Here is a 21,199-nt window from a genome sequence, read left to right as displayed (position 1 = left end):
AACCGCTACGGCTTCTTCTTGAACGTCACCACCAGCACGTCGCGATAGGCGGGCTGGGCCGGGATTTCCGGCTCGACCGGCGTGACACCGTGATAGCAGCGGGAGTCGTCGACGAGCGCGGCGTCGAGCGGGTCGGTGAGGGTGAAGCTGCCCAGCGCGCGCTTGTCGAGATCGTGCACCGTCGTGGTGCCGCTGGCGATGTTGCGGCGATTGATCAGCAGCACCAGCACATAGTCGACGCCGTCGCGATGCATGCCCTCGGGCGTGGGCTTGCCGGCCTCGCCGGTCTTGGCCTCGATGCGGAACTGATGGACCTCGACGTGCCACTTCTTCGCGTCTGGCGCGAGGCGGCCGAACAGGGCGCGGCAATATTCGAGAATGGTGCGCATCGAGGAGCCGTTGCCGATCTCCTCGGTCACCGGCTTGAACCAGCGCTCGATGCCGCCGTTCAGATTGTTGTAGTCGAGCCCCTGATAGTGCGGCTGGTGGGCGCCGCGCACGATGGCGCCCTGGCGCTCGGCCGCGTAGACGCCGAAGCGGCGCTTCCGATAGCGACCGCCGTCTCCCATGTAGGTGTCGACGTCGAGATCGTTCCAGCTCTCCGCGAATACCGGCCAGTCGGCGAGCGAGCCGAAGCGGGCGAGGGCCGTCCGCATGTCGGAGGCTTCGACGAAGGCATAACCCGCTCGCTCGACGGCGGCGCGGATGCCCGATGCGTTCTGTAGGCCGGTACCGATTTCACTCATGTCAGTTACCTTAGCATTACGGCGCCATCATTCCGCATCTGAGGCGCATGAAGGTTTCTAGGGATTGGCCCACCGATTGCAGAGCGCGCTGCGACCCCGCTGCCCTGCCGCCTTCGCGGCTCATGGAGATTCACACATGTTGCGACGCAAGCTCCTCGCCACCGCTGCCGCTTCCTTTGCCGCCCCCGCCATCGTCTCGCGCGCGTCGCTTGGGCAGAACCTCCGCAAGGTGAAGATGGGTTCGGCCTTCACCACCACGACCAACGCCGCCTTCCTGATGCCGGCGCTGCTCAAGCCCGAAGGCATCGACCTCGAGCTGGTCATGTTTCCCTCGCTGGTGCAGCGCATGCAGGCCGTTGCCTCCGGTGACGTGGATATCGGCAATGGCGGGCTCTCCGCCACCATGCAGGTCGCGACCAAGGGCTTTCCGATGCAGGTGCTGGCCAATGGCTGCGATGGCGGCTGGATGGTGCTGGCCCAGCCGTCGATCAAGAGCTTCCAGGATCTCGTCGGCAAGAAGATCGCCGTGCAGAACGGTTCGATCGGCTTGGTGTCGCTGAACTGGAAGCTGAAGCAGGAAGGCGTGTTCGGAAAGGTCGATATGGCCTTCATGGACAACCAGGACCAGCCGATCCCGCTGATGCGCGGCGACGTCGCCGCCATCTGCGTGTTCGAACCCTACGCCGCGCTGGCCGAAGTCAACGGCTGGGGCAAGCGCCTGTGGGTGCCGTACGATTCCCCCATGGGCAAGACCAACCTGGGCTTCGTGGCTTCCTCGGCGTTCGTGAAGAAGGACCCGGATCTCACGAAGAAGATGGTGGCGGCGCATGTGAAGGCGACCAAGGAGATGGCGGCCAATCCCTCGATCGCCATCGAGACCACCATCAAGCAGTTCAAGATGACGAAGGAAGTTGCCGAACTCTCGACCAAGAACCTGTTCTTCAGCGCCGACTCCGGTCCGGCCTTCGTCAGCGGCCTCAAGTCGCTCGCCAAGATGATGATCGACGACAAGATGCTCGAGAAGGAGCCCGACTGGGACAACTTCCTGAATCTCGGTTTCGTCTGATGCCGTTTCGACGGGCGCTGGGGCTTCTGCCCCTGGCGCTGCTGTTGCTCGCCTGGGAACTGGCGGTGCAGGCCAAGGTCTATCCGCCCGTCCTGCTGCCGCCGCCCGCCAAGGTCTTGATGGTCTTCGTCGACGATTGGGACACGGTGCTCGGCAATGCGGTGGCCAGCATAAGCCGCGTGGCCGTGGGCATCTCGCTCGCCTTCCTGTTCGCGGTGCCGCTCGGGCTGATGATCGGTCGCTACCGTCTGCTCGACACGATGACGGACTGGTCGATCCAGATCTTCCGCTCGATCCCGCCGATCGCGCTCATTCCCATGGCGCTGCTGTTCCTCGGCATCGGCGACAAGCCGGCAATCGCGCTGATCTTCCTGGCGGGCACCTGGCCGCTTCTGATCAACACGATCTTCGGCGTGCGAGGCATCGAGCGGACTCTCATCAAGGTGGCGCGGGCGGCGCGCGCCAGCGAGTTCCTGGTAATGAAGGACATCATCCTGCCGGCCTCGCTGCCGGCGATCTTCACCGGCCTTCGCCTGGCGGTCGGCGGCGGCTGGCTGACCGTGGTCACGGCCGAGATGATCGCGGTGAAGTCGGGGCTGGGCTACATGATCCTGAATGCCCAGCTCACCTTCCGCTCCGACCTCATCATCGCGGGCATCATCGTGATCGGCGCGATCGGCCTCCTGGCCGACCAGGCGGTCCGCATGGTCCGCGCCCATGTCTGCCGCTGGCAGGAGGGCCTCACGGCTTCGCCCGAATGAGCAAGTTCCTGGAATGCATCGGTGTCGGGAAGATCTATCCCGGCAAGACCGAGCCGGTGGAGGCGCTGCGCGGCATCGACTTCGCCTGCGATGCCGGCGACTTCGTCTGCCTGCTGGGCCGCTCGGGCTGCGGCAAGTCCACGCTGCTGCAGATGGTGGCGGGGCTCGAGAAGCCGACCGCGGGGCAGATCGTGATCGCCAATCGCGAACTCGACGGCCCGTCTCCGCAAGCCGCCATCGTCTTCCAGGATCATGGCCTGTTCCCGTGGATGACGGTCCAGAAGAACGTCGAGTTCAACATGAAGGCGCGCGGCACGCCGGCCGCCGAGCGGCGCGCGACGGCGACGCAGTTCATCGAGATGACCAGCCTCACGGGCTTCGCGGACCGCTATCCGCATGAACTTTCGGGCGGTATGCGCCAGAGGGTCGGCATCGCGCGGGCGCTGACCACGCGACCGAAGGCGCTGCTCATGGACGAACCGTTCGGTGCGCTCGATGCCCAGACGCGCGGCAAGCTGCAGGACGAGGTGCTGCAGATCTGGGAGAAGCAGCGCACGACGGTGCTGTTCGTTACGCACTCGATCGACGAGGCCTTGCTGCTGGCCGATCGCATCCTCGTGTTCAGCCCGCGGCCGGGCCGCATAGCGGCTGACATCAAGGTGGATTTGCCACGGCCGCGTACGTCACAATTGCCGGAATTCGTTGCCCTGGCTCGCGAGTTGCGCGGGCTGGTCGGTGCCGACAGGGAGATCGACTGATGTCTTATGCGACGACTGATGATGGCGTGAAGCTCTACTTCGAGGAGACGGGAGCGGGCGCGCCCATCGTGTTCGTGCACGAGTTCGCCGCGGACCATCGCTCGTGGGAAATGCAGATGCGCCATTTCGGCCAGCGCTATCGCTGCATCACCTACGGCGCGCGCGGCTATCCGCCGTCCGACGTGCCGGAGAAGCCCGAGAGCTACAGCCAGAACCGCGCCACCGACGACATCGCGGCGGTGATGGATCATCTCGGCATCGACAAGGCGCATGTCGTGGGCCTCTCGATGGGCGGCTTCGCCAGCCTGCATTTCGGCTTCCGCCATCCGACGCGGGCGCGCTCGCTCGTCGTGGCGGGCGTCGGGTACGGCGCGGAGAAGCACGAGACGGCGAAATTCAAGGCCGAGGTCGGCATCGTGGCCAAGTCGCTCACCGAAGAGGGGATGGCGGCCTTCGCGGAGAAATATGCCTACGGCCCGACGCGTGTTCAGTTCGAGAACAAGGACCCGCGCGGATTCGCGGAATTCAAGAAGGCGCTGGCCGAGCATTCGGCGCTGGGATCGGCCAATACCCAGCTCGGCTGCCAGGGCGAGCGGCCTTCGCTCTATGATCTGGTCGACAAGATGCGCGCGATGACGGTCCCGACCCTGGTGCTGACGGGCGACGAGGACTGGCCCTGCCTCGCGCCGTCGATGCTGATGAAGCGCGAGATCCCGACGGCGGCGCTGGCCGTGATGCCGAACTGCGGCCACACGATCAATCTCGAGGATCCCGATCAGTTCAACCGCATCGTTGGCGACTTCATCGTCCAGGTGGAAGCCGGCCGCTGGCCCAAGCGCGACCCGCGCGCGGTCTCGGGCTCGATCACGGGGATGAAGTCTTGATTCATGCCTTCGTGGAGAGGTGCGGGCTCTCGCGCCTCTGAAGGCGCTGCCGCCCGCCAGCGCGTCTGAACGCGCTAAGCTGTCAGGCCACCATCGCAGACGAATTCCGAGCCGGTCGAAAAGGTCGATTCGTCCGACAGCAGGAACAGGATCATGTGCGCCACCTCGTCGGCCTGGCCGAGGCGGCCGAGCGGGTGGAGTTCCTCCAGCGCCTGGCGGCCGGTCATGTTGCCGACGTTGGAGTCGAGCCGCGGCGCGATCATCGGCGTGTCGATGTAGCCGGGATGCACGGAATTGCAGCGGATATTGTACTTCTGCTGGGCACAGTACAGCGCCACGTTCTTGGTGAGGGTGCGCACCGCGCCCTTGGAGGCACAGTAGGCCATGGCGTAGGACGCGCCCCGCAGACCCAGCACCGAGGAAATGTTCACGATCGAGCCGCCGCCGGATTCCTTCATCGCCGGGATCGCGTGCTTGCAGCCGAGGAACGTGCCCAGCGAGTTGATGTCGTTGACGCGGCGGTATTCCGCGAGCGTGCAGTCCTCGATCGAGTTGCGCACGCCGACGCCGGCCGCGTTCAGCAGACCGTGCAGAGCGCCGAACTTTTCGACCGAGGCCGTAACGGCGGCCTGCCAGCTCTCTTCCTGAACGACGTCGAGCGGCACGAAGTGCGCGGCGTCGCCCAGTTCGGCCGCCAGGGCGCGGCCCTTGGCTTCGTCGCGGTCGGCCAGCACGGCCTTGCCGCCCTCGCGCACGATCATGCGTGCGGTCGCCGCACCAATGCCCGACGCACCGCCGCTCAGCAGGACGACCTTGTTCTCAAGACGGGGCAAGGAGCGACCTCCTCTGCAGTCCGGCGGTGATGCCGCCATCGGAGGTGAACTCCGCGCCGGTGACGAAGGAGGAGCGGTCCGAGGCCAGCCACAGGACGAGCTCGCCGAGATCCTGCGGCTCCGCCATGCGGCCGATCGGATGGCGGGAGCCCAGGAACGCCTTGCCCTGGTCGCGGCCGACCGCCTGCCACAGCGGGTTGAAGATCGCGGTGTCGACGCCGCCGGGATGCACGGAGTTGCAGCGGATGCCGTATTTCTGCTCGGCGCAGTAGAGTGCCACGCTCTTGCTCAGCAGCCGCACCGCGCCCTTGCTGGCGGTATAGGCCGTGGGCCCGGCGCCGCCGACCAGGCCGGCGATCGAGGAGATGTTGACGATCGAGCCTCCGGGGGCCGTCTTGCCGGCACCGAGATGCTTCATGCCCTGGATGGCGTACTTGCAGCCGAGGAACACGCCCTCGGAATTGATCGCCTGGACCTGCTGCCAGTTCTCGACGGTCGTGGTCTCGGGATTGCCGGGACCGCCGGAGACGCCGGCATTGTTGACCATGATGTCGAGCCGCCCTTCGCGCTGGAGGATGTCTGCCAGCAGGGACTGCCAGGACTCCTCCGACGCGACGTCGTGCATGACGAAACGGCCAACCTGTGTCTCTTTAGAGCCCTCGGCCAGGTCGGCCACGATCACGGCGGCACCCGCTGCGGCGAGCAGGGCGGCCGAAGCGGCGCCGATGCCCGAACCGCCGCCGGTGACGACCGCCACTCTCCCGGAAAGTTCATCGCTCATAGCGATGGGAGCATAGCGGCTAAACGCGTGCTGCGTTAGCGTATCCTCGTGGAGGATTGCATGGCGAAGTGGACGAGTATTCTCGGATGTGTGATGGCGCCGGTCGTTCTGGCCGCCTGCACACAGACTGCGGGCGGGCCGCCGCCGGGCATGACGGCGGCGCAGGGCGCGGCCTATTGCGCGAAGCTCACGTCGGTCTACAGCGAATATGTCGCCGGCCTCGCCACGTCGATGGGCGGCGTCGGAAGAGGCGGAGGCCAATCCGATATCGACGCCCGTGTCGCGGTCGCTCAGTGCCAGGAGGGCAACACAGGAGCGGGCATTCCGGTGCTGCAGCGGGAGCTGCGCAACAACAAGGTCGAGGTGCCGCCCCCGTGAGCACCCGTTTGCACATGACCCGGTTTGCCGGACTGATCCTCTTGCCGCTGCTCGCTGCGGCCTGCACCCAGACCGCGGGCGGTCCGCCGCCCGGCATGACGGCGGCGCAAGCCGCCGCCTACTGTACCAAGCTCAGCTGGGCCTATGGCGAGTATGTCGCGAGCGGCATGGGCGACAGCGCGGGCGACAACGACGACACCGACGCCGATCTCAGTGCGCGCGTGGCGATCGCCCAATGCCACGAGGGCCAGACCGGCGCTGCCATTCCGGTGCTGCAGCAGGAGCTCCGCCGCAACAAGGTGCCGGTGCCCCCGGTCTGACCCCCAAGGGTGCCCATAGAAAAACCCGGACGGTCGCCCGTCCGGGTTTCGTATTCGTGGCAGAGCCGGCAGCTAGAAGCCCAGGCCTTCCTTGATGACGACCCAGCGGCCGTTCTTGACCTGCTGCACCTGCGTGATGGTGTTCGCGAGGTGGTTGGTCTTGGAGAACTTGCTGGGCGGCGAGCTGAAGATGTCGAGGTACGGGTCGCCCGACTCGAGGGCGTCCAGCATCTTCTGGCCCGTCAGGTCCTTGCCCGCCAGCTTGGCATAGTGGGCGAACGTCATCACGGCATTGTAGCCGATGACGGACTGCGTGTTGGCATCGGTGCCGAACATCTTCTTGTAGGCCTCGACCCAGTCCTTGACCTTGCCCTTGGCCGTGTCGGCGTAGGGGGTCTCGAAGGCGCCGGCAGCGTAGAAGCCCTCGACCACGTCCTTGCCGAGCGTGATCGTGTCGGGAATGTTGGTCGGCGTCGCGCCAAGGAAGGTGACGTCCCAGCCGAGCTTCTTGGCCTCGGCGATGGCGCCGATCGTCTCGCGCAGGATGGTGCCCAGCACGACCAGGTCGCAACCGTCGGACTTCATCTTGGCGATCTGGGCGCTGAAGTCGGAAGCGCCGCGCTTGTAGGTCGTGACCGACGCGGGCTTCAGCTTCATGGCGTCGAGCTGCTGGGTGAAGCCGTCGAGCACGTTCTTGCCGTATTCGTCGTCCTGGTACATCAGGCAGGGCTTCGTGGGCTTCTTCCACTCGACCATGTATTTCACGGCCGCGCGGGTGCTCTCGACATAGGGCAGGAGGTTGCTGAACTTCAGCCGTTCCTGGGGCTTGCCGGCGTCGAACTTGTAGGTGAATTCGGCGGCGGTCAGCGGGAAGAGCTGGAGAACGCCCGCGTCGAACAGGATGTCCTGTGCGGCGATCACGGGCGCGGAGCCCATGCCGCCGATCATGGCGAACACCTTGTCCTTCTCGATCATCTTCTGGCTGGCGAGCACGGCCTTCTTCGGGTCGTAGGCGCTGTCCTCGATGATCAGCTTCAGCTTGCGGCCGTTGATGCCGCCCGCCGCATTGATTTCCTCGACGGCGAGCTTCATGCCGTTGGCGACCGGGACGCCCCAGGTCTTGATGGGGCCGGAGAGATCCTGATGCGTGCCGATCACGATCTCGGTCGGCGTGATGCCCTGATTGGTGACCTTGGTCTGCGCGAAAGCGGGCATGATCGCCAGCGTCGTCGAGCAGGCAAGCGTCACCGCGAATGCCTTGAAATGCATCGTTCGTTTCCTCCACTGCTGCGCTCTTTTGAGTTTGCGGCGGGTGGCGCACACAACCCGGTCCGTCGTCGCTTTGCGCGACTTGTGCGGAATTAGATCAGTTTCGCAGCGATTATGCACGGCGAAACGAGAGATTCCGGACTGCAAAAGAAAAGGCCCGGGACGGGCCCGGGCCTTTTCCGTCGAGGATGACGTGCGTCAGTTCTTGAGGTCGCGCTTCAGGACGACCCAGCGCCCGTCCTTGACCTGCTGCAGCAGGTAGACGGTGGCCGACAGGTGCTCGGTCGGCGAGAACTTGACCGGCGGCGAGTTGAAGATGTCCTGGAAGACGTCGCCCGACTCCATGGCCGCCAGGAACTTGGCGCCGGTCAGGTCCTTGCCCGCCAGCTTGGCATAGTGGGCGAAGGTCATGACCTCGTTGTAGCCCAGCGCCGACTGGGTGTTCGGCTCCATGTTGTAGAGCTTGTAGTAGGCCTCGGCCCACTCCTTGGCCTTGCCGGTCGAGGTGTCGCGATAGGGGATCTCCATGCCGCCCACGGCATAGAAACCCTCGGTCACCTCCTTGCCGAGCGCCGGAACCTCGACGACGTTGGCGGCGGTGCTGCCGAAATAGACCGGCGCGAAGCCGATCTTGCGACCCTCGGCCATGACGCCGACCGTCTCGCGCACGATGGTGCCCAGCACGACGAGATCGCAGCCGTCCGACTTCATCTTCGCGACCTGCGAGGAGAAGTCCGAGGCGCCGCGCTTGTAGCTGGTGACCGAGGCGGCCGTCAGCTTGGCGTCCTTGACGGCCTGGTTGAAGCCGTCGAGCACGTTCTTGCCGAACTCGTCGTCCTGGTAGATCACGCAGGGCTTCTTGCTGCCCTTTTCCTGCATCAGGTGGCGGGCGCCGGCGCGCACGCTCTCGGTGTAGGGCGGCACGTTGTTGAACTTCAGCCGGTCCTGCGGGTTCTTCGGGTCCATCTTGTAGGTGAACTCGGCCGACGTGACCGGGAACAGCTGCGGGATGCCGGCCTCGAGCAGGATGTCCTGCGCGGCCAGCACGGTCGGCGAGCCCAGCGGCGCCAGCATGGCGAAGATCTTGTCCTTCTCGACCAGCTTCTGGGTCGCCAGAACGGCGCGCTTGGGATCGTAGCCCACGTCCTCGACGATCAGCTTCAGCTTGCGGCCGTTGATGCCGCCCGCCGCGTTGACCTCGTCGACGGCCATCTTCATGCCGTTGGTGACGGGAACGCCCCAGGACTTGATCGGGCCCGAGAGATCCTGGTGCGTGCCCAGGACGATCTCGGTGGGCGTGATGCCCTGGTTGGTGACCTTGGTCTGCTGCGCCAGCACGGGCAGGGCGGCGAGGCTGAACACGCCACCCAACAGGGCGGCCTTTACGCAAAACGTACGCATCACTTCGATTTCCTCCAGGTTGTTTACTTGTTCCCCGTTTCGTGGCCTCGCAGCGCCCCAGCTCAGGCGGCCTGGGGCCGGTACATCGCGTCGATCTGTTCCTTGTACTTGCTGTTCACGAACGAGCGCTTGAGCTTCATGGTCGGGGTCAGCTCCTCGTCCTCGGGCGTGAGCTGCTGCTCGATCAGGAAGAAGCGCTTGATCGTCTCGACCCGGGCGAAGTTGGCGTTGACCCTTTCGATCTCCGACCAGATCAGGTCCTGCACCTCCTTGGCGCGGCACAGGCTGGTATAGTTGGTGAAGGGCACGTCGATGTCCTGGGCGAACTTCTCGACCGTTTCGCGCTCGATCATGACGAGGCATGTCAGGTAGGCGCGCTTGTCGCCGATCACGACCGCGTCGCTGATATAGGGCGAGGCCTTGAGCAGGTTTTCGATCTCCGAGGGCGTGATGTTCTTGCCGCCGGCCGTGATGATGATGTCCTTCATCCGGTCGGTGATCTTGACGTAGCCTTCCTCGTCGATCAGGCCGACGTCGCCGGTGTGCAGCCAGCCGTCCTTGTCGACCGTCTCGGCGGTCTTCTCGGGCTGGTTCAGGTAGCCCATGAACACCATGTCGCCCTTGATCAGGATCTCGCCGAGCGGAGAGATCGCGACCTGGCCGTAGGGCACGGACTTGCCCACCGTGCCGAGCTTGATGGCGTTCGCCGGCATCGCCGTCGCCAGCCCGCAATTCTCCGTCTGGCCATAGACCTCGTACATGTCGAGACCGAGCGCCAGATACCAGCGGATCAGCTCGGGCGAGATCGGTGCTGCACCGGTGAACAGCCAGCGGCAGCGATCGAGGCCGATCATGCGGCGGATGTTCTTCAGCACCAGCCAGTAGGCGGCCTGGAAGCGCAGCTTCTCGAAGGCTGTGGGCTCGCGCCGTGCCAGCCGCGCATCGGCGATGGCGAGGCCGGCCGAGATCGCGCGCCGATAGGCCCATTGCTGCAGCGGCGTGGCATCCTTCAGCGCGATCGTGATGCCGGCGTAGAACTTCTCCCACACGCGCGGCACGGCGCCGAACAGGGTGGGCTGCACCTCGCGGATATTGTCGGGCACCGTCTCGGGGCTTTCGGCGAAGTTGCTGCAGACGCCGGTCGCGACCGAGTAGTAGCTGCCGGCAATGCGCTCGGCGACATGGCAGAGCGGCAGGAAGGCCAGTCGCTCGTCCCCCTCGTACCAGGAGAGCGACAGTTCGGGGTGCATGCAGTTCTGCATCGTGTAGACAACGTTGCGATGGCTGTGCATGGCGCCCTTGGGCGGTCCGGTCGTGCCCGACGTGTAGACCAGGATGGCGAGGTCGTCCGGCTTGCGCGAGGCGGCCAGTTCCTCGAACAGCGCGTCCTTGCCCTGGCCGTAGTTGCGGCCCGACGCCATGAACTCGTCCAGCGAGACCACCATCGGGTCGTCGAAGGTGCGCAGGCCCTCCATGTCGAACACCACGATCTTGCGCAGGCTGGGACAGCGCTCGCGCACGTCGAGCGCCTTGTCGAGTTGCTCGTCGTCCTCGACGAACAGAACCGAGGTCTTCGAGTCGTTGACGAGATACTCGACCTGCTTGGCGGAGTCGGTGGGGTAGATGCCGGACGAGACGCCGCCGGCGCACAGGATGCCGAAGTCGGCGTAGTTCCATTCCGGCACGGTGTTGGCCAGCACCGAGGCCACGTCGCCGGGCCGAAAACCGATCTCGTGCAGGGCGAAGGTGACGGCCTTCGAGCGTTCCAGCCACTGGGTCCAGGAGATGGCGTTCCAGATGCCGTAGAGCTTCTCGCGCATCGCCGGCCTGTCGCCGCGCGTCCGGCAGGACAGCAGGAAGCTCTTGGGCAGGGTCTCGGCAACCGTCAGCGTCGCTTTGGTGGGCATGGTTTCCTCGTTCCCGTCAGCGCCAGTTCTTCTTCTTCTTCCAGCGGCGCTCGCCGCGGGCGCTCTCTTCCTTGGCGCCGAGATAGAATTCCTGGATGTCCTTGCTGCCCATCAGCCGCTCGCACGTGTCGTCCATGACGACGCGGCCGACTTCGAGCACATAGCCGTAGTGGGCCGTCTCCAGCGCCATCTTGGCATTCTGCTCGACCAGCAGGATCGACGTGCCTTCCTCGGCATTGACCCGGCGGATGATGCTGAAGATCTCCTTCACCAGCAGCGGCGACAGGCCGAGCGAGGGCTCGTCGAGCAGCAACAGCTTCGGCCGGTTCATCAGCGCGCGGCTGATCGCCAGCATCTGCTGCTCGCCGCCGGACAGCGAGCCGGCCGGCTGGTCGATGCGCTCCTTGAGGCGCGGGAAATAGACGAAGACCTTTTCCAGGTCGCGGGCGACGCCGTCGCGGTCCTTGCGCAGGAAGGCGCCCATCGCGAGGTTCTCGCGCACCGACAGGAAGGGGAAGACCTCGCGGCCTTCCGGCACGTGGCTGAGGCCCAGCCGCACGATCTTGTCGGCATCCATGCGCTGGATCGCCTTGCCCTCGAACTCGATCGTGCCCTTGAGCGGGTCGAGCACGCCGGAAATGGTCTTGAGGATGGTGGTCTTGCCGGCGCCGTTGGCGCCCAGCACGGTGATGATCTTGCCGCGCGGCACGGCCAGGCTGACGCCGCGGATCGCCATGATCGGGCCGTAGTAGCTCTCGATGTTGGAGACCTTGAGGATCGGGTCGTCGCTCATGTCCGCTCCTCTCAGGCGCCGAGATAGGCCGCGATGACGTCGGGATGGGCCTGCACCTCGGCCGGTGTGCCGGAGGCCAGCACCTTGCCGTAGTTCAGCGCCAGCACGCGGTCCGACACGCGGTTCACCAGGGTCATGTCGTGCTCCACCATCAGCACCGTGACGCCGAGCTCGGTGCGGATGTCGCGGATCCAGAACGACATGTCGTCGGTTTCCTCGACGTTGAGGCCGGAGGAGGGCTCGTCCAGCAGGATCAGCTTGGGCTCCGAACAGAGGGCGCGGGCAACCTCGACCACCTTGCGCACCCCGTAGGGCAGGCCTGCGATCAGCTTGTCGCGATAGGCCTGGAGGTCGAGGAACTCGATCACCTCCTCGACCTTGCGGCGATGTTCCTTCTCGGCGCGGCGCACCGACGGCAGGAACAGGATTTCCTGCCAGAGCTGCGTGGTGGCGTGGCAATGCCGTCCGACCAGCAGGTTGGCGAGCATCGAGGCATTCTCGAACAGCTCGATGTTCTGGAAGGTGCGGGCGATGCCGAGCTTGGCGATCTGGTGCGACGGCACCTGGGTGATGTCGCGGCCCTCGAAGAAAAGCTTGCCCGAGGTCGGATCGTAGAGCCGCGAGATCAGGTTGAAGATCGAGGTCTTGCCGGCGCCGTTGGGGCCGATGATGGTGAAGATCTCGCCCTTCTCGACGCTGAAGCTCACGCTGTCGACCGCCTTGAGGCCGCCGAACTGCAGCGAGATGCCGTCGACCGTGAAGAAGCTCATCGGTTGCGCTCCGACTTCACGTAGGTCTTCTGTCGCTTGAAGGTGGCCTTCTTGTAGAGCGGGAAGAGCTGGAAGAAGAGCTTCACCTTGAGCCAGCGGCCATAGAGCCCGTAGGGCTCGAACAGGATGAACATCATGATGATCAGGCCGTAGATCGCGCCCTTGAGGCCGGCTGCCGAGCCGATCGCCGACATGGTGTCGCGCAGCTTGCCCGCGGCGTCGGGCGCCATGCCGAACGTGGTGGCGAGGCTGGCGCCCAGCACCGGCACGTCGTCCTTCAGCGCCGTCAGGAACGGATCGACCATGACGATGAAGATCGCGCCCAGCACCGCGCCATGCACCCCGAAGGCGCCGCCGATGATGATCACCATGATGAACTCGATCGAGAGCAGGAGGGTGAACATCTCGGGCGAGATGAAGGACATCTTGTGGGCGAACAACACGCCCGCCATGCCGGTGAGGGCGGCGCTGATGGCGAAGGACTTCACCTTGTAGCCGGCGAGGTCGATGCCCATGCTCTTGGCCGCGGTCTCGGAGTCGCGGATGGCGATGAAGGCGCGGCCGGTGGGCGAGCGCAGCAGGTTCTGCGCCAGCAGGATCGATCCCACCAGCACGAGCAGGCAGAGGAAGTAGAAGGCGTCGCCGTCCCGCGGGATCGGCTGGCCCAGCAGATCGATGGTGCGGACCCGCATGCCCTCGTTGCCGTGCGTCACCGATTCCCAGCGCGCCAGGATCTCCTCGACGATGAAGGCGAAGGCGATCGTGGCGATCACCAGATAGATGCCGCTGAGGCGCAGCGCCGGGAAACCGACCATCGCCCCGACGGCGCCGGTGATGATCGCCGCCGCCGGGAAATAGACGATGAAGGATATGCCCTGGCTCTGCAGGAAGCTGGCGGTATAGGCGCCGATCGCCAGGAAGGCGGCGTGGCCCAGCGAGGCCTGGCCGGTGAAGCCGGTCAGGATGATCAGCGCCACGCCGACGATGGCGTAGATGAACACGAAGACGATCTGGCTCTGCAGATAGCTGCCGACCAGGTAGGGGAAGGCGATCAGCACCGCCAGCAGCACGCCGTAGGACCACCAGTAGCCGCTGTGCTTCAGCAGGCGGATGTCCTGATCGTAGTCCGTCTTGAAAACAAAACGCATGGGCTCAGACCTTCTTGCGCATGCTGGGGCCGAACAACCCATGCGGCCGGACCAGCAGGACGATCAGCAGCACGACGTAGGGAGCGACGTCCTTCCACCCTTGCGGCAGGTAGAAGCCGGCCAGCGTCTCGATGACACCGATGATCAGGCCGCCGATGACCGCGCCGGGGATCGAGCCGAAGCCGCCCAGCACCGCCGCCGGGAAGGCCTTCAGGCCCAATGCAAGGCCGACATTGGAATGGATGAAGGTGATCGGCGCCAGCAGCACGCCGGCGGTTGCCGCCACGGCGGCGCTGATCGCCCAGATCAGCGAGACCACCTTCTTCACCGGAATGCCCATGTAATAGGCCGCCAGCATGTTCTCCGAGGTGGCGCGCATGGCGGTGCCCATCCGCGTGTAGTTGAAGAAGGCGTAGAGCACGGCGCACAGGATGACGGTGGCCACGATCACCGACAGCTTGTCGTGCGCGATCACCAGGTCGCCGAGCTTCAGGACGCCGGTCGAGAAGGGGGTCTCGATCTTGAGGTCGTCGGTGCCCCAGATCATGCCGGCAACCGAGCGCAGGAAGTAGCCCAACCCGATCGTCGCCATGACGATGGAAAACTGCGGGTAGCCCAGGATCGGCCGGATGAGGATGCGCTCGGTCGCCATGCCGAACACCGCCATGGCGCAGACCGCGAACAGGAAGCCCAGCCAGTAGTCGAGGCCCATCAGGCCGATGAAGGTGAAAACGAAGAAGCCGCCCAGCATCATCAGGTCGCCCTGGGCGAAGTTCACGACTTCCGTCGCCTTGTAGATGAGGACGAAGCCCAGTGCGATGAGGCCGTAGACGCAGCCGAGCGCAATACCGCTCACCAGCTGCTGGATGAAGTCGAGCATTCCCTAACCCTGTAAACCGGCCGTTTGATGGCTTCGCGTTTAGCGTGAATGATAAGACATGGCCGGCCTGCGGGGAGTCAATGGATTTTCAACCGCAGCGCTGTACTGTTGGTTGATCTCACGTCGTCACCGGAGAATTCCATGTCGCTCGTCGACCAGGCCATCCCGTCGAGCCGGCCGCCGTCGCCCTTCTACACCGAGGAGCACGAGGCATTCCGGAACACCGTCCGGCGCTTCGTCGAGCGCGAACTCATGCCCCATGTCGACCAGTGGGACGAGGCCGAGGAGTTCCCGCGCGAGCTCTATCGCAAAGCGTCGGCCGCGGGCCTGCTGCAGCTCGGCTTTCCCGAAGAGTATGGCGGCGTCCCCACCGACCCCTTCTTCGGCATCGTCAAGGCCGAGGAGATGGCGCGCCACGGCAGCGGCGGACTCAATGCCAGCCTGAACAGCCACACGATCGGCGCCCCGCCCATCGCCGCGCTGGGACCGGAATGGATGAAGCGCAAGGTGCTGCCCGAGGTCCTGGCCGGCGAGAAGATCAGCGCGCTCGCCATCACCGAGCCCAGCGGCGGCTCCGACGTCGCCAACCTCAAGACCACGGCGCGGCGCGAGGGCGACCACTATGTGGTCAACGGCTCCAAGATGTTCATCACCTCGGGCATGCGGGCCGACTACTACACGGTCGCGGTCCGCACCGGCGGGCCGGGGGCGGGGGGCGTCTCCCTGCTGCTGATCGAGCGCGACCGCGAGGGCTTTGCCCGCACCAAACTGAAGAAGATGGGCTGGTGGGCCTCCGACACCGCCCAGCTCTTCTTCGACAATGTGAAGGTGCCGGTGGAGAACCTGATCGGCGAGGAGAATCGCGGCTTCATCGGCATCATGCTGAACTTCAACTCGGAGCGGCTGGGCATGGCGGCCGGCGCCTGCGGTTACGCCAAGGTCTGCCTCGACGAGGCGACCGCCTATGCCCGCGAGCGCCATACGTTCGGCAAGCCGCTGATCGCCAACCAGGTGGTCCGCCACCGGCTGGTCGATATGGCGATGCGCATCAACGCGGTGAAGTCGACGCTCGAGCTGCTGGCCTGGCGGGTCGGGCAGGGCGAGAAGCCGGTCGCCGAGATTTGCATGCTGAAGAACCTCGCGACGTCCACGATGGAGTATTGCGCCAACGAGGCGATGCAGATCTTCGGCGGCGCCGGCTACCTGCGCGGCGCGAAGGTCGAGCGCATCTATCGCGAGACCAAGGTCATGTCGATCGGCGGCGGCTCGACCGAGATCATGAAGGATCTCGCCGCCCGCCAGATGGGGTTTTAGATGGAAACGGACGCGCGCATCGCGCTCTTCCAGCAATGGTTCTCCGACAACATCCCGCACAACAAGGCGCTGGGCCTGAAGGTGATCGGCGCCTCGCGCGGCTTTGCCTCCATGCAGCTCGAGTGGCGTGAGGAACTGGTGGGCAATCCCGAGACCGGCGTGCTGGCGGGCGGTCCGCTCACCGCCATGCTCGACGGCTGCTGCGGCATGTCGGTGGCCACCATGCTGAAGGCGCCCGAGCCCTTCGCGACGCTCGACCTGCGCATCGACTATGTGCGGCCGGCCGAGCCCGGCAAGCCGGTGATCGCCGAGGCCGAGTGCTACCGCATCACGCGCTCGGTCGCCTTCACCCGCGCCTTTGCACATCACGGTGACGCCAAGGACCCGATCGCGGCGGCCGCCGGCACCTTCATGCTGGGCACCAAGGGCAAGCCGACCCGGCCGCCGCTGGGGGACAAGCCGTGAGCGCGTTGCTCACCCGCCTCGCCGAGGCACGCAAGGAGGGCAACGTCGCCCGTCTCGCCGAAGCCATCCCCTATGCGCGGTGGATGCAGATCGCCCCCGAGAATGGCACGGGCGAGCTGCTGACCCGAATGCGCTATCACCCGGAGCTGATCGGCAACACCTTCCTGCCGGCCATCCACGGCGGCACCCTGGGCGCCATGCTCGAGATGGCCGCGATCTTCCATCTCCTGTGGGAGACGGAGACCGAGACGGTGCCGAAGATCGTCAACATCACGGTCGACTACCTGCGCTCGGCCCGGCCGGTCGACGTGATCGCCTGCGCCAAGGTGACCAAACAGGGCCGGCGCATGGTCAATGTCTTCGCCGAAGCTTGGCAGGAGGACCGGTCGAGACCCGTCGCCACCGCCAATGCCCACTTCCTGGTCAAGTCCGACGCCGACGCCCCGCCCTCGCTTTAGCCCCGCCGGCGTTCACACCGACGCACCCCCCAGCGCCCAACTTCTATCGACGCTTCTTGCCGACTGCCCTCTGCAGATCGTATGAACGGAGCGCTGCAGCCGAGGCGCGGGGGCGTCGGGCTTTTATCTCGTGGGCGACTTGTCTGGCTCTGAGGGCGGTATGGCATTTCCGGCGAACATCGATCTGCAGAGTCTGGACGGCACGGACGGCGTTTGGATCAGTAGCCCATCCGACGGAGACCCCCCGTACGGTCCCGGGATCGGTCACGCGGTCGCATCGGCGGGAGACGTGAACGGCGATGGGATTGCTGATCTTATGATCGGCTCCCTGGACGGTTCCTACATTGTCTTCGGAAGCGCGTCGGGCTTCGGCCCGAGCTTCGACTTGTCGACATTGGACGGGACCGATGGCTTCCGGTTTCTGGCTGGTTACTTGGCGCTCGCGTCCGCCGGCGATGTGAACGGTGATGGCTTCGCCGACCTCATCGTGGGCGACCCTTACGCACCCCGGGGACTCTCCAATCAGGTTGGCGCGAGCTACGTGTTGTTCGGACAGGCCTCTGGCTTTTCCGCCGATATCGGCATGACCGCTCTCGACGGCACGGCCGGCTTTAAGATCCTTGGCGCCGCGGCAGGTGACATGACCGGCTATTCGGTCGCGTCTGCGGGCGACATAAATGGCGACGGCTACGACGATTTGATCGTTGGTGCCCCCAAGATCGATTCGCGTGGCAGCACAGAGTCCGGTGGGAGCTACGTGATCTTTGGCAAGGCGTCCGGATTCGGCGCCGAGATCGATCTCCGAAACCTCGACAGCACGGTCGGCTTCCGCCTGCTGGGCTGGGAAAGCGGCGACTTGGCCGGCTTCTCGGTCGCCTCGGCCGGGGACGTGAACGGCGATGGTTATGACGATCTGATCGTCGGCGCGCCCCGGGCGAGTTTGAACGGCTACAACTCCGGTGCGAGCTACGTCGTGTTTGGCGCAGCGTCGGGCCTTTCGTCGACTTACTTGTACCAAGCGGCATTGGGCGACCTGAACAAGGGCTTCATCTTAAGCGGTGCAGCTGGGGATCGGAGTGGCACCTCGGTCGCCTCGGCAGGAGATGTGAACGGCGATGGCTACGACGACCTGATCATCGGCGCGCCCTATGCTCGAAACGGCATCGTCAGGTCGGGCACGACCTACGTTGTGTTCGGCAAGGCGGTCGTCGACACAAACATCGACCTGTCAGCCGTGAACGGTACCAACGGCTTCAAGCTGTACGGCGAGCGTGGAAGCGAGAGCGGCTACAGAGTTTCTTCCGCGGGGGACGTGAACGGCGACGGCTTCGCGGATGTGATCGTCGGAGGCCGGAAGGGTTATTCCTACGTGGTCTTCGGCAAGGCGTCGGGCTTCGCGGCGGAATTCAAACTTGCGGACCTCGACGGCACCAACGGCTTTCGTCTCCACGATGTCGTTCCGTCGTATGAGCCAGCCGGCTATTCGGTTTCGTCCGCGGGTGACGTGAACGGCGACGGCTATGACGATTTGATCGTCGGCGGTCTGGAGGCTGACCTCGGCCCGGAATACAACTATGAATACCGTCCCGGCTCGGCTTACGTCGTTTTCGGCGGCGCGTTCGGCGAGTCGACGGCACCCGTCACGATAACCGGCTCGATGGCAGCCGAAGTACTGATGGGCGGGCGCGGCGACGATGTCCTGACGGGCGGGGGCGGGGCGGACGTGTTTCATGCCGGCACCGGCGACGATTTTCTCCGGGTGGCGGACCTGACTTTCCGGCGGGTCGATGGCGGCAACGGAATCGATACCCTGGCGCTGGCCGGGGCGGGCCTCGTTCTCGACCTGACGACCGCCGTGAGTGCCGGCAGGCTGGAGGGAATCGAGCGAATCGACCTCACCGGATCGGGTGGGAATACGCTGAAGATCGACGGTGCCGCGGTGCTGGGCGGCGTCGGCGCGGCCTCCGGCGGCGGGCATGTTCTCACGGTCGTCGGCGATTCTGGTGACAGGGTCGTCCTCGGCGAGCTGGGCTGGACCAAGGTCGGGTTCCTGAGCGAAGGCAGCATCCTGTTCGATCGCTGGGTCCGCGGGGATGCCGAACTCCATGTCCAGCAGGGCATCGGCATGGGCCTGCCGATTGTCGGTACCGCGGGCGCCACGATCGTCGGCGGCAAGAGCGCCGACTGGTTGCTCGGCGCCGCCGGCGACGAAATCCTCGACGGCCGCCAGGGCGCCGACACGATGGTGGGTGACCTGGGCGACGACACATACCGCGTCGACGATGAGGGTGACGAAGTTGTCGAGTTGGACAACGGCGGCATCGATACGGTCAACACAAACCTGTCGAGCTACGCGCTGAGCGCCCATGTCGAGAACGTGCAGTTCTTCGGGACCGGCGACTTCACCGGCCATGGCAACGAACTCGCCAACATCCTGATCGGACGCGCGGGCAACGACACGCTCGACGGCGGCGACGGTAACGACACGCTGCGTGGTGGTGGGGGCGAAGACCGCATGACCGGCGGGGCTGGCGACGACACATACCGCGTCGACGATGCAGGTGACGAAGTTGTCGAGTTGGACAACGGCGGCATCGATACGGTCAACACAAACCTGTCGAGCTACACGCTGAGCGCCCATGTCGAGAACGTGCAGTTCTTCGGGACCGGCGACTTCATTGGCCATGGCAACCAACTCGCCAACATCCTGATGGGACGCGCGGGCAACGACACGCTCGACGGCGGCGATGGAAACGATACGCTACGTGGCGGTGGGGGCGAAGACCGCATGACCGGCGGGGCTGGCGACGACACATACCGCGTCGACGATGCAGGTGACGAAGTTGTCGAGTTGGACAACGGCGGCATCGATACGGTCAACACAAACCTGTCGAGCTACACGCTGAGCGCCCATGTCGAGAACGTGCAGTTCTTCGGCACCGGCGACTTCACCGGCCATGGCAACGAACTCGCCAACATTCTGATCGGACGCGCGGACAACGACACGCTCGACGGCGGCGCCGGAAACGACACGCTGCGTGGTGGTGGGGGTGAAGACCGCATGACCGGCGGGGCTGGCGACGACACTTACGGTGTCGACAATGCGGACGACCTGGTCATCGAGATGGCCGACGACGGCACCGACACGGTGAAGACGACCCTGTCGAGCTATGCGCTGAGCGCCCATGTCGAGAACGTGCAGTTCTTCGGGACCGGCGACTTCACGGGCCATGGCAACGAACTCACCAACATCCTGATCGGACGCGCGGGCAACGACACGCTCGACGGCGGCGACGGTAACGACACGCTGCGTGGCGGTGGGGGCGAAGACCGCATGACCGGCGGGGGTGGCGACGACACATACAGCGTCGACAATGCTGGCGACGAGGTCGTCGAAATGGCCGACGGTGGCATCGACACGGTGGCGACGAACCTGGCGAGTTACACGCTGGGCGCCCATGTCGAGAACGTGCAGTTCTTTGGAACTCGGGGCATCGGGTATGGCAACGAGCTCGACAACATTCTGAGGGGTGGTGCGGGCAGCGACACGCTGTTCGGAGGTGACGGCAATGACATGCTGGTCGGCGGGATAGGGAACGACGTGCTCAACGGCGGGGCCGGCGAAGACAAGATGGACGGCGGAACTGGCGATGATACCTATCGCGTCGATGATGCGGGAGACGAGGTCGTCGAGAGACCGGGCGGGGGCAAAGACGGGATAATCACGACCCTGTCGAGCTATGCGCTGGGCGCCCATGTCGAGCACCTTCAGTTCATCGGCACCGGCGACTTTACCGGGCAGGGCAACGCTCGCGCCAACATCCTGACGGGCGGCGCGGGCAACGACAGGCTCTCCGGCGGCGACGGCGCCGACAGGCTGCTCGGTGGGATGGGCGCCGACGTGCTGATCGGGGGCCGGGATGGCGATACGCTGACGGGCGGTGGCGGCGCAGACGTCTTCGTGTTCGGCGACTCCTTCGCCGTTGGAACGCGCGATACGATCACCGACTTTAGGGTCGGCGAGGACGTTTTAGACTTTACGCAGATGTCGACCACGGGCTTTCATGCGCTGCAGATCGTGACATCGTTGCCGAGTACGATCGACGCCCATTCGCTTGTGGCCTTCGTCACTGGTGGCGGTGCGACCTTGCTTTACGTCAACGACACCGACGCCGCTGTGCGAACGTCCAGTCCAACCAGGATGTCGATCGAGCTGACGGGCGTGACCCGGCTCAGCGACGCAGACCTAGACTACTTCTTGATCTGA

Annotated in this window: 20 protein-coding genes; 10 read left to right on the top strand and 10 right to left on the bottom strand. The window is 65.2% G+C overall.

The genetic code is table 11. The annotated features are described in order from the left end of the window. Positions 1-5: 5 nt before the first annotated feature. Positions 6-746, bottom strand: a complete 741-nt coding sequence (locus tag ACO07K_RS14815) for a 2OG-Fe dioxygenase family protein (RefSeq protein ID WP_422029040.1) — start codon at positions 744-746, stop codon at positions 6-8. A gap of 136 nt (positions 747-882) precedes the next feature. Between ACO07K_RS14815 and ACO07K_RS14810 the strand changes: the two genes are divergently transcribed. The 4 genes from ACO07K_RS14810 to ACO07K_RS14795 are packed head-to-tail and all read left to right on the top strand — an operon-like array spanning position 883 to position 4,215. Beyond that, on the top strand, positions 883-1,812 hold the full coding sequence (locus ACO07K_RS14810) for an ABC transporter substrate-binding protein (protein ID WP_422029038.1): 930 nt from the start codon (positions 883-885) through the stop codon (positions 1,810-1,812). Continuing rightward, the gene (locus tag ACO07K_RS14805) at positions 1,812-2,573 is read left to right on the top strand and encodes an ABC transporter permease (RefSeq protein WP_422029036.1); all 762 of its coding nucleotides are present in this window, start codon (positions 1,812-1,814) and stop codon (positions 2,571-2,573) included. The genes ACO07K_RS14810 and ACO07K_RS14805 overlap by 1 nt, the downstream gene beginning before the upstream one ends. After that, positions 2,570-3,331: an ABC transporter ATP-binding protein gene (locus tag ACO07K_RS14800; RefSeq protein WP_422029034.1), complete on the top strand. Its 762-nt coding sequence runs from the start codon at positions 2,570-2,572 to the stop codon at positions 3,329-3,331. Before ACO07K_RS14805 ends, ACO07K_RS14800 begins: the two co-directional genes overlap by 4 nt. Continuing rightward, positions 3,331-4,215 (top strand): alpha/beta fold hydrolase, encoded by an 885-nt coding sequence (locus tag ACO07K_RS14795; RefSeq protein ID WP_422029032.1) that lies wholly within the window; start codon positions 3,331-3,333, stop codon positions 4,213-4,215. Before ACO07K_RS14800 ends, ACO07K_RS14795 begins: the two co-directional genes overlap by 1 nt. Before the next feature lie 74 nt (positions 4,216-4,289). On the opposite strand, the gene ACO07K_RS14790 is transcribed toward ACO07K_RS14795, so the two are convergent. After that, a complete protein-coding gene (locus ACO07K_RS14790) occupies positions 4,290-5,048 on the bottom strand; it encodes a glucose 1-dehydrogenase (RefSeq protein WP_422029030.1) in 759 nt (252 codons plus the stop codon). Beyond that, positions 5,035-5,805: an SDR family oxidoreductase gene (locus ACO07K_RS14785; RefSeq protein WP_422029028.1), complete on the bottom strand. Its 771-nt coding sequence runs from the start codon at positions 5,803-5,805 to the stop codon at positions 5,035-5,037. Before ACO07K_RS14785 ends, ACO07K_RS14790 begins: the two co-directional genes overlap by 14 nt. Positions 5,806-5,889: 84 nt before the next feature. On the opposite strand from ACO07K_RS14785, the gene ACO07K_RS14780 reads away from it, so the two are divergent. Beyond that, a complete protein-coding gene (locus ACO07K_RS14780; RefSeq protein ID WP_422029026.1) occupies positions 5,890-6,207 on the top strand; it encodes a hypothetical protein in 318 nt (105 codons plus the stop codon). Continuing rightward, the gene (locus ACO07K_RS14775) at positions 6,204-6,527 is read left to right on the top strand and encodes a hypothetical protein (protein WP_422029024.1); all 324 of its coding nucleotides are present in this window, start codon (positions 6,204-6,206) and stop codon (positions 6,525-6,527) included. The genes ACO07K_RS14780 and ACO07K_RS14775 overlap by 4 nt, the downstream gene beginning before the upstream one ends. 72 nt (positions 6,528-6,599) lie before the next feature. Here ACO07K_RS14775 and ACO07K_RS14770 read toward each other — a convergent pair whose 3' ends face one another. The 7 genes from ACO07K_RS14770 to ACO07K_RS14740 all read right to left on the bottom strand — a co-directional run bounded on the left by ACO07K_RS14770 (position 6,600) and on the right by ACO07K_RS14740 (position 14,695). Continuing rightward, positions 6,600-7,796 (bottom strand): ABC transporter substrate-binding protein, encoded by a 1,197-nt coding sequence (locus ACO07K_RS14770; RefSeq protein WP_422029022.1) that lies wholly within the window; start codon positions 7,794-7,796, stop codon positions 6,600-6,602. 198 nt (positions 7,797-7,994) lie between these two features. Beyond that, entirely contained in the window at positions 7,995-9,197 is a 1,203-nt protein-coding gene (locus ACO07K_RS14765) for an ABC transporter substrate-binding protein (RefSeq protein WP_422029020.1), read from the bottom strand. A gap of 62 nt (positions 9,198-9,259) precedes the next feature. Then, the gene (locus tag ACO07K_RS14760; protein ID WP_422029018.1) at positions 9,260-11,104 is read right to left on the bottom strand and encodes an AMP-dependent synthetase/ligase; all 1,845 of its coding nucleotides are present in this window, start codon (positions 11,102-11,104) and stop codon (positions 9,260-9,262) included. A 16-nt stretch (positions 11,105-11,120) separates the two neighbouring features. Next, positions 11,121-11,897 carry an ABC transporter ATP-binding protein gene (locus ACO07K_RS14755; RefSeq protein WP_298308277.1) on the bottom strand — a complete coding sequence of 259 codons (777 nt, stop codon included), beginning with the start codon at positions 11,895-11,897 and terminating at the stop codon, positions 11,121-11,123. An 11-nt stretch (positions 11,898-11,908) separates the two neighbouring features. Further along, positions 11,909-12,667 (bottom strand): ABC transporter ATP-binding protein, encoded by a 759-nt coding sequence (locus tag ACO07K_RS14750; protein WP_422029016.1) that lies wholly within the window; start codon positions 12,665-12,667, stop codon positions 11,909-11,911. Then, entirely contained in the window at positions 12,664-13,815 is a 1,152-nt protein-coding gene (locus tag ACO07K_RS14745) for a branched-chain amino acid ABC transporter permease (protein ID WP_422029014.1), read from the bottom strand. Before ACO07K_RS14745 ends, ACO07K_RS14750 begins: the two co-directional genes overlap by 4 nt. A 4-nt stretch (positions 13,816-13,819) precedes the next feature. Continuing rightward, positions 13,820-14,695: a branched-chain amino acid ABC transporter permease gene (locus tag ACO07K_RS14740; protein WP_422029012.1), complete on the bottom strand. Its 876-nt coding sequence runs from the start codon at positions 14,693-14,695 to the stop codon at positions 13,820-13,822. Between the two features lie 141 nt (positions 14,696-14,836). Here ACO07K_RS14740 and ACO07K_RS14735 point away from each other — a divergent pair, with 141 nt between their 5' ends. From ACO07K_RS14735 to ACO07K_RS14720, 4 genes are all read left to right on the top strand, one after another. Beyond that, entirely contained in the window at positions 14,837-16,009 is a 1,173-nt protein-coding gene (locus ACO07K_RS14735; protein WP_422029010.1) for an acyl-CoA dehydrogenase family protein, read from the top strand. Further along, positions 16,010-16,474, top strand: coding sequence for a PaaI family thioesterase (locus tag ACO07K_RS14730; RefSeq protein ID WP_422029008.1), 465 nt, complete (start codon positions 16,010-16,012; stop codon positions 16,472-16,474). Further along, complete coding sequence (locus ACO07K_RS14725) at positions 16,471-16,932, top strand: PaaI family thioesterase (RefSeq protein ID WP_296327942.1); 462 nt, start codon at positions 16,471-16,473, stop codon at positions 16,930-16,932. Before ACO07K_RS14730 ends, ACO07K_RS14725 begins: the two co-directional genes overlap by 4 nt. A 160-nt stretch (positions 16,933-17,092) precedes the next feature. Further along, on the top strand, positions 17,093-21,199 hold the full coding sequence (locus ACO07K_RS14720; protein WP_422029005.1) for a beta strand repeat-containing protein: 4,107 nt from the start codon (positions 17,093-17,095) through the stop codon (positions 21,197-21,199).

Source organism: Reyranella sp. (genome assembly GCF_965228225.1).
GTDB lineage: Bacteria > Pseudomonadota > Alphaproteobacteria > Reyranellales > Reyranellaceae > Reyranella.
Note: the sequence above shows the minus strand (reverse complement) of the source record. Positions and strands in the feature narration are given on the sequence as shown.

Bases quoted from the DNA above. Each gene is read 5' to 3' on its own strand.
- ACO07K_RS14810 (WP_422029038.1), top strand. From the start codon at position 883: ATGTTGCGACGCAAGCTCCTCGCCACCGCTGCCGCTTCCTTTGCCGCC.
- ACO07K_RS14795 (WP_422029032.1), top strand. From the start codon at position 3,331: ATGTCTTATGCGACGACTGATGATGGCGTGAAGCTCTACTTCGAGGAG.
- ACO07K_RS14760 (WP_422029018.1), bottom strand. From the start codon at position 11,104: ATGCCCACCAAAGCGACGCTGACGGTTGCCGAGACCCTGCCCAAGAGC.
- ACO07K_RS14765 (WP_422029020.1), bottom strand. From the start codon at position 9,197: ATGCGTACGTTTTGCGTAAAGGCCGCCCTGTTGGGTGGCGTGTTCAGC.
- ACO07K_RS14805 (WP_422029036.1), top strand. From the start codon at position 1,812: ATGCCGTTTCGACGGGCGCTGGGGCTTCTGCCCCTGGCGCTGCTGTTG.
- ACO07K_RS14735 (WP_422029010.1), top strand. From the start codon at position 14,837: ATGTCGCTCGTCGACCAGGCCATCCCGTCGAGCCGGCCGCCGTCGCCC.
- ACO07K_RS14815 (WP_422029040.1), bottom strand. From the start codon at position 746: ATGAGTGAAATCGGTACCGGCCTACAGAACGCATCGGGCATCCGCGCC.
- ACO07K_RS14750 (WP_422029016.1), bottom strand. From the start codon at position 12,667: ATGAGCTTCTTCACGGTCGACGGCATCTCGCTGCAGTTCGGCGGCCTC.
- ACO07K_RS14770 (WP_422029022.1), bottom strand. From the start codon at position 7,796: ATGCATTTCAAGGCATTCGCGGTGACGCTTGCCTGCTCGACGACGCTG.
- ACO07K_RS14730 (WP_422029008.1), top strand. From the start codon at position 16,010: ATGGAAACGGACGCGCGCATCGCGCTCTTCCAGCAATGGTTCTCCGAC.
- ACO07K_RS14740 (WP_422029012.1), bottom strand. From the start codon at position 14,695: ATGCTCGACTTCATCCAGCAGCTGGTGAGCGGTATTGCGCTCGGCTGC.
- ACO07K_RS14720 (WP_422029005.1), top strand. From the start codon at position 17,093: ATGGCATTTCCGGCGAACATCGATCTGCAGAGTCTGGACGGCACGGAC.
- ACO07K_RS14745 (WP_422029014.1), bottom strand. From the start codon at position 13,815: ATGCGTTTTGTTTTCAAGACGGACTACGATCAGGACATCCGCCTGCTG.
- ACO07K_RS14755 (WP_298308277.1), bottom strand. From the start codon at position 11,897: ATGAGCGACGACCCGATCCTCAAGGTCTCCAACATCGAGAGCTACTAC.
- ACO07K_RS14780 (WP_422029026.1), top strand. From the start codon at position 5,890: ATGGCGAAGTGGACGAGTATTCTCGGATGTGTGATGGCGCCGGTCGTT.
- ACO07K_RS14800 (WP_422029034.1), top strand. From the start codon at position 2,570: ATGAGCAAGTTCCTGGAATGCATCGGTGTCGGGAAGATCTATCCCGGC.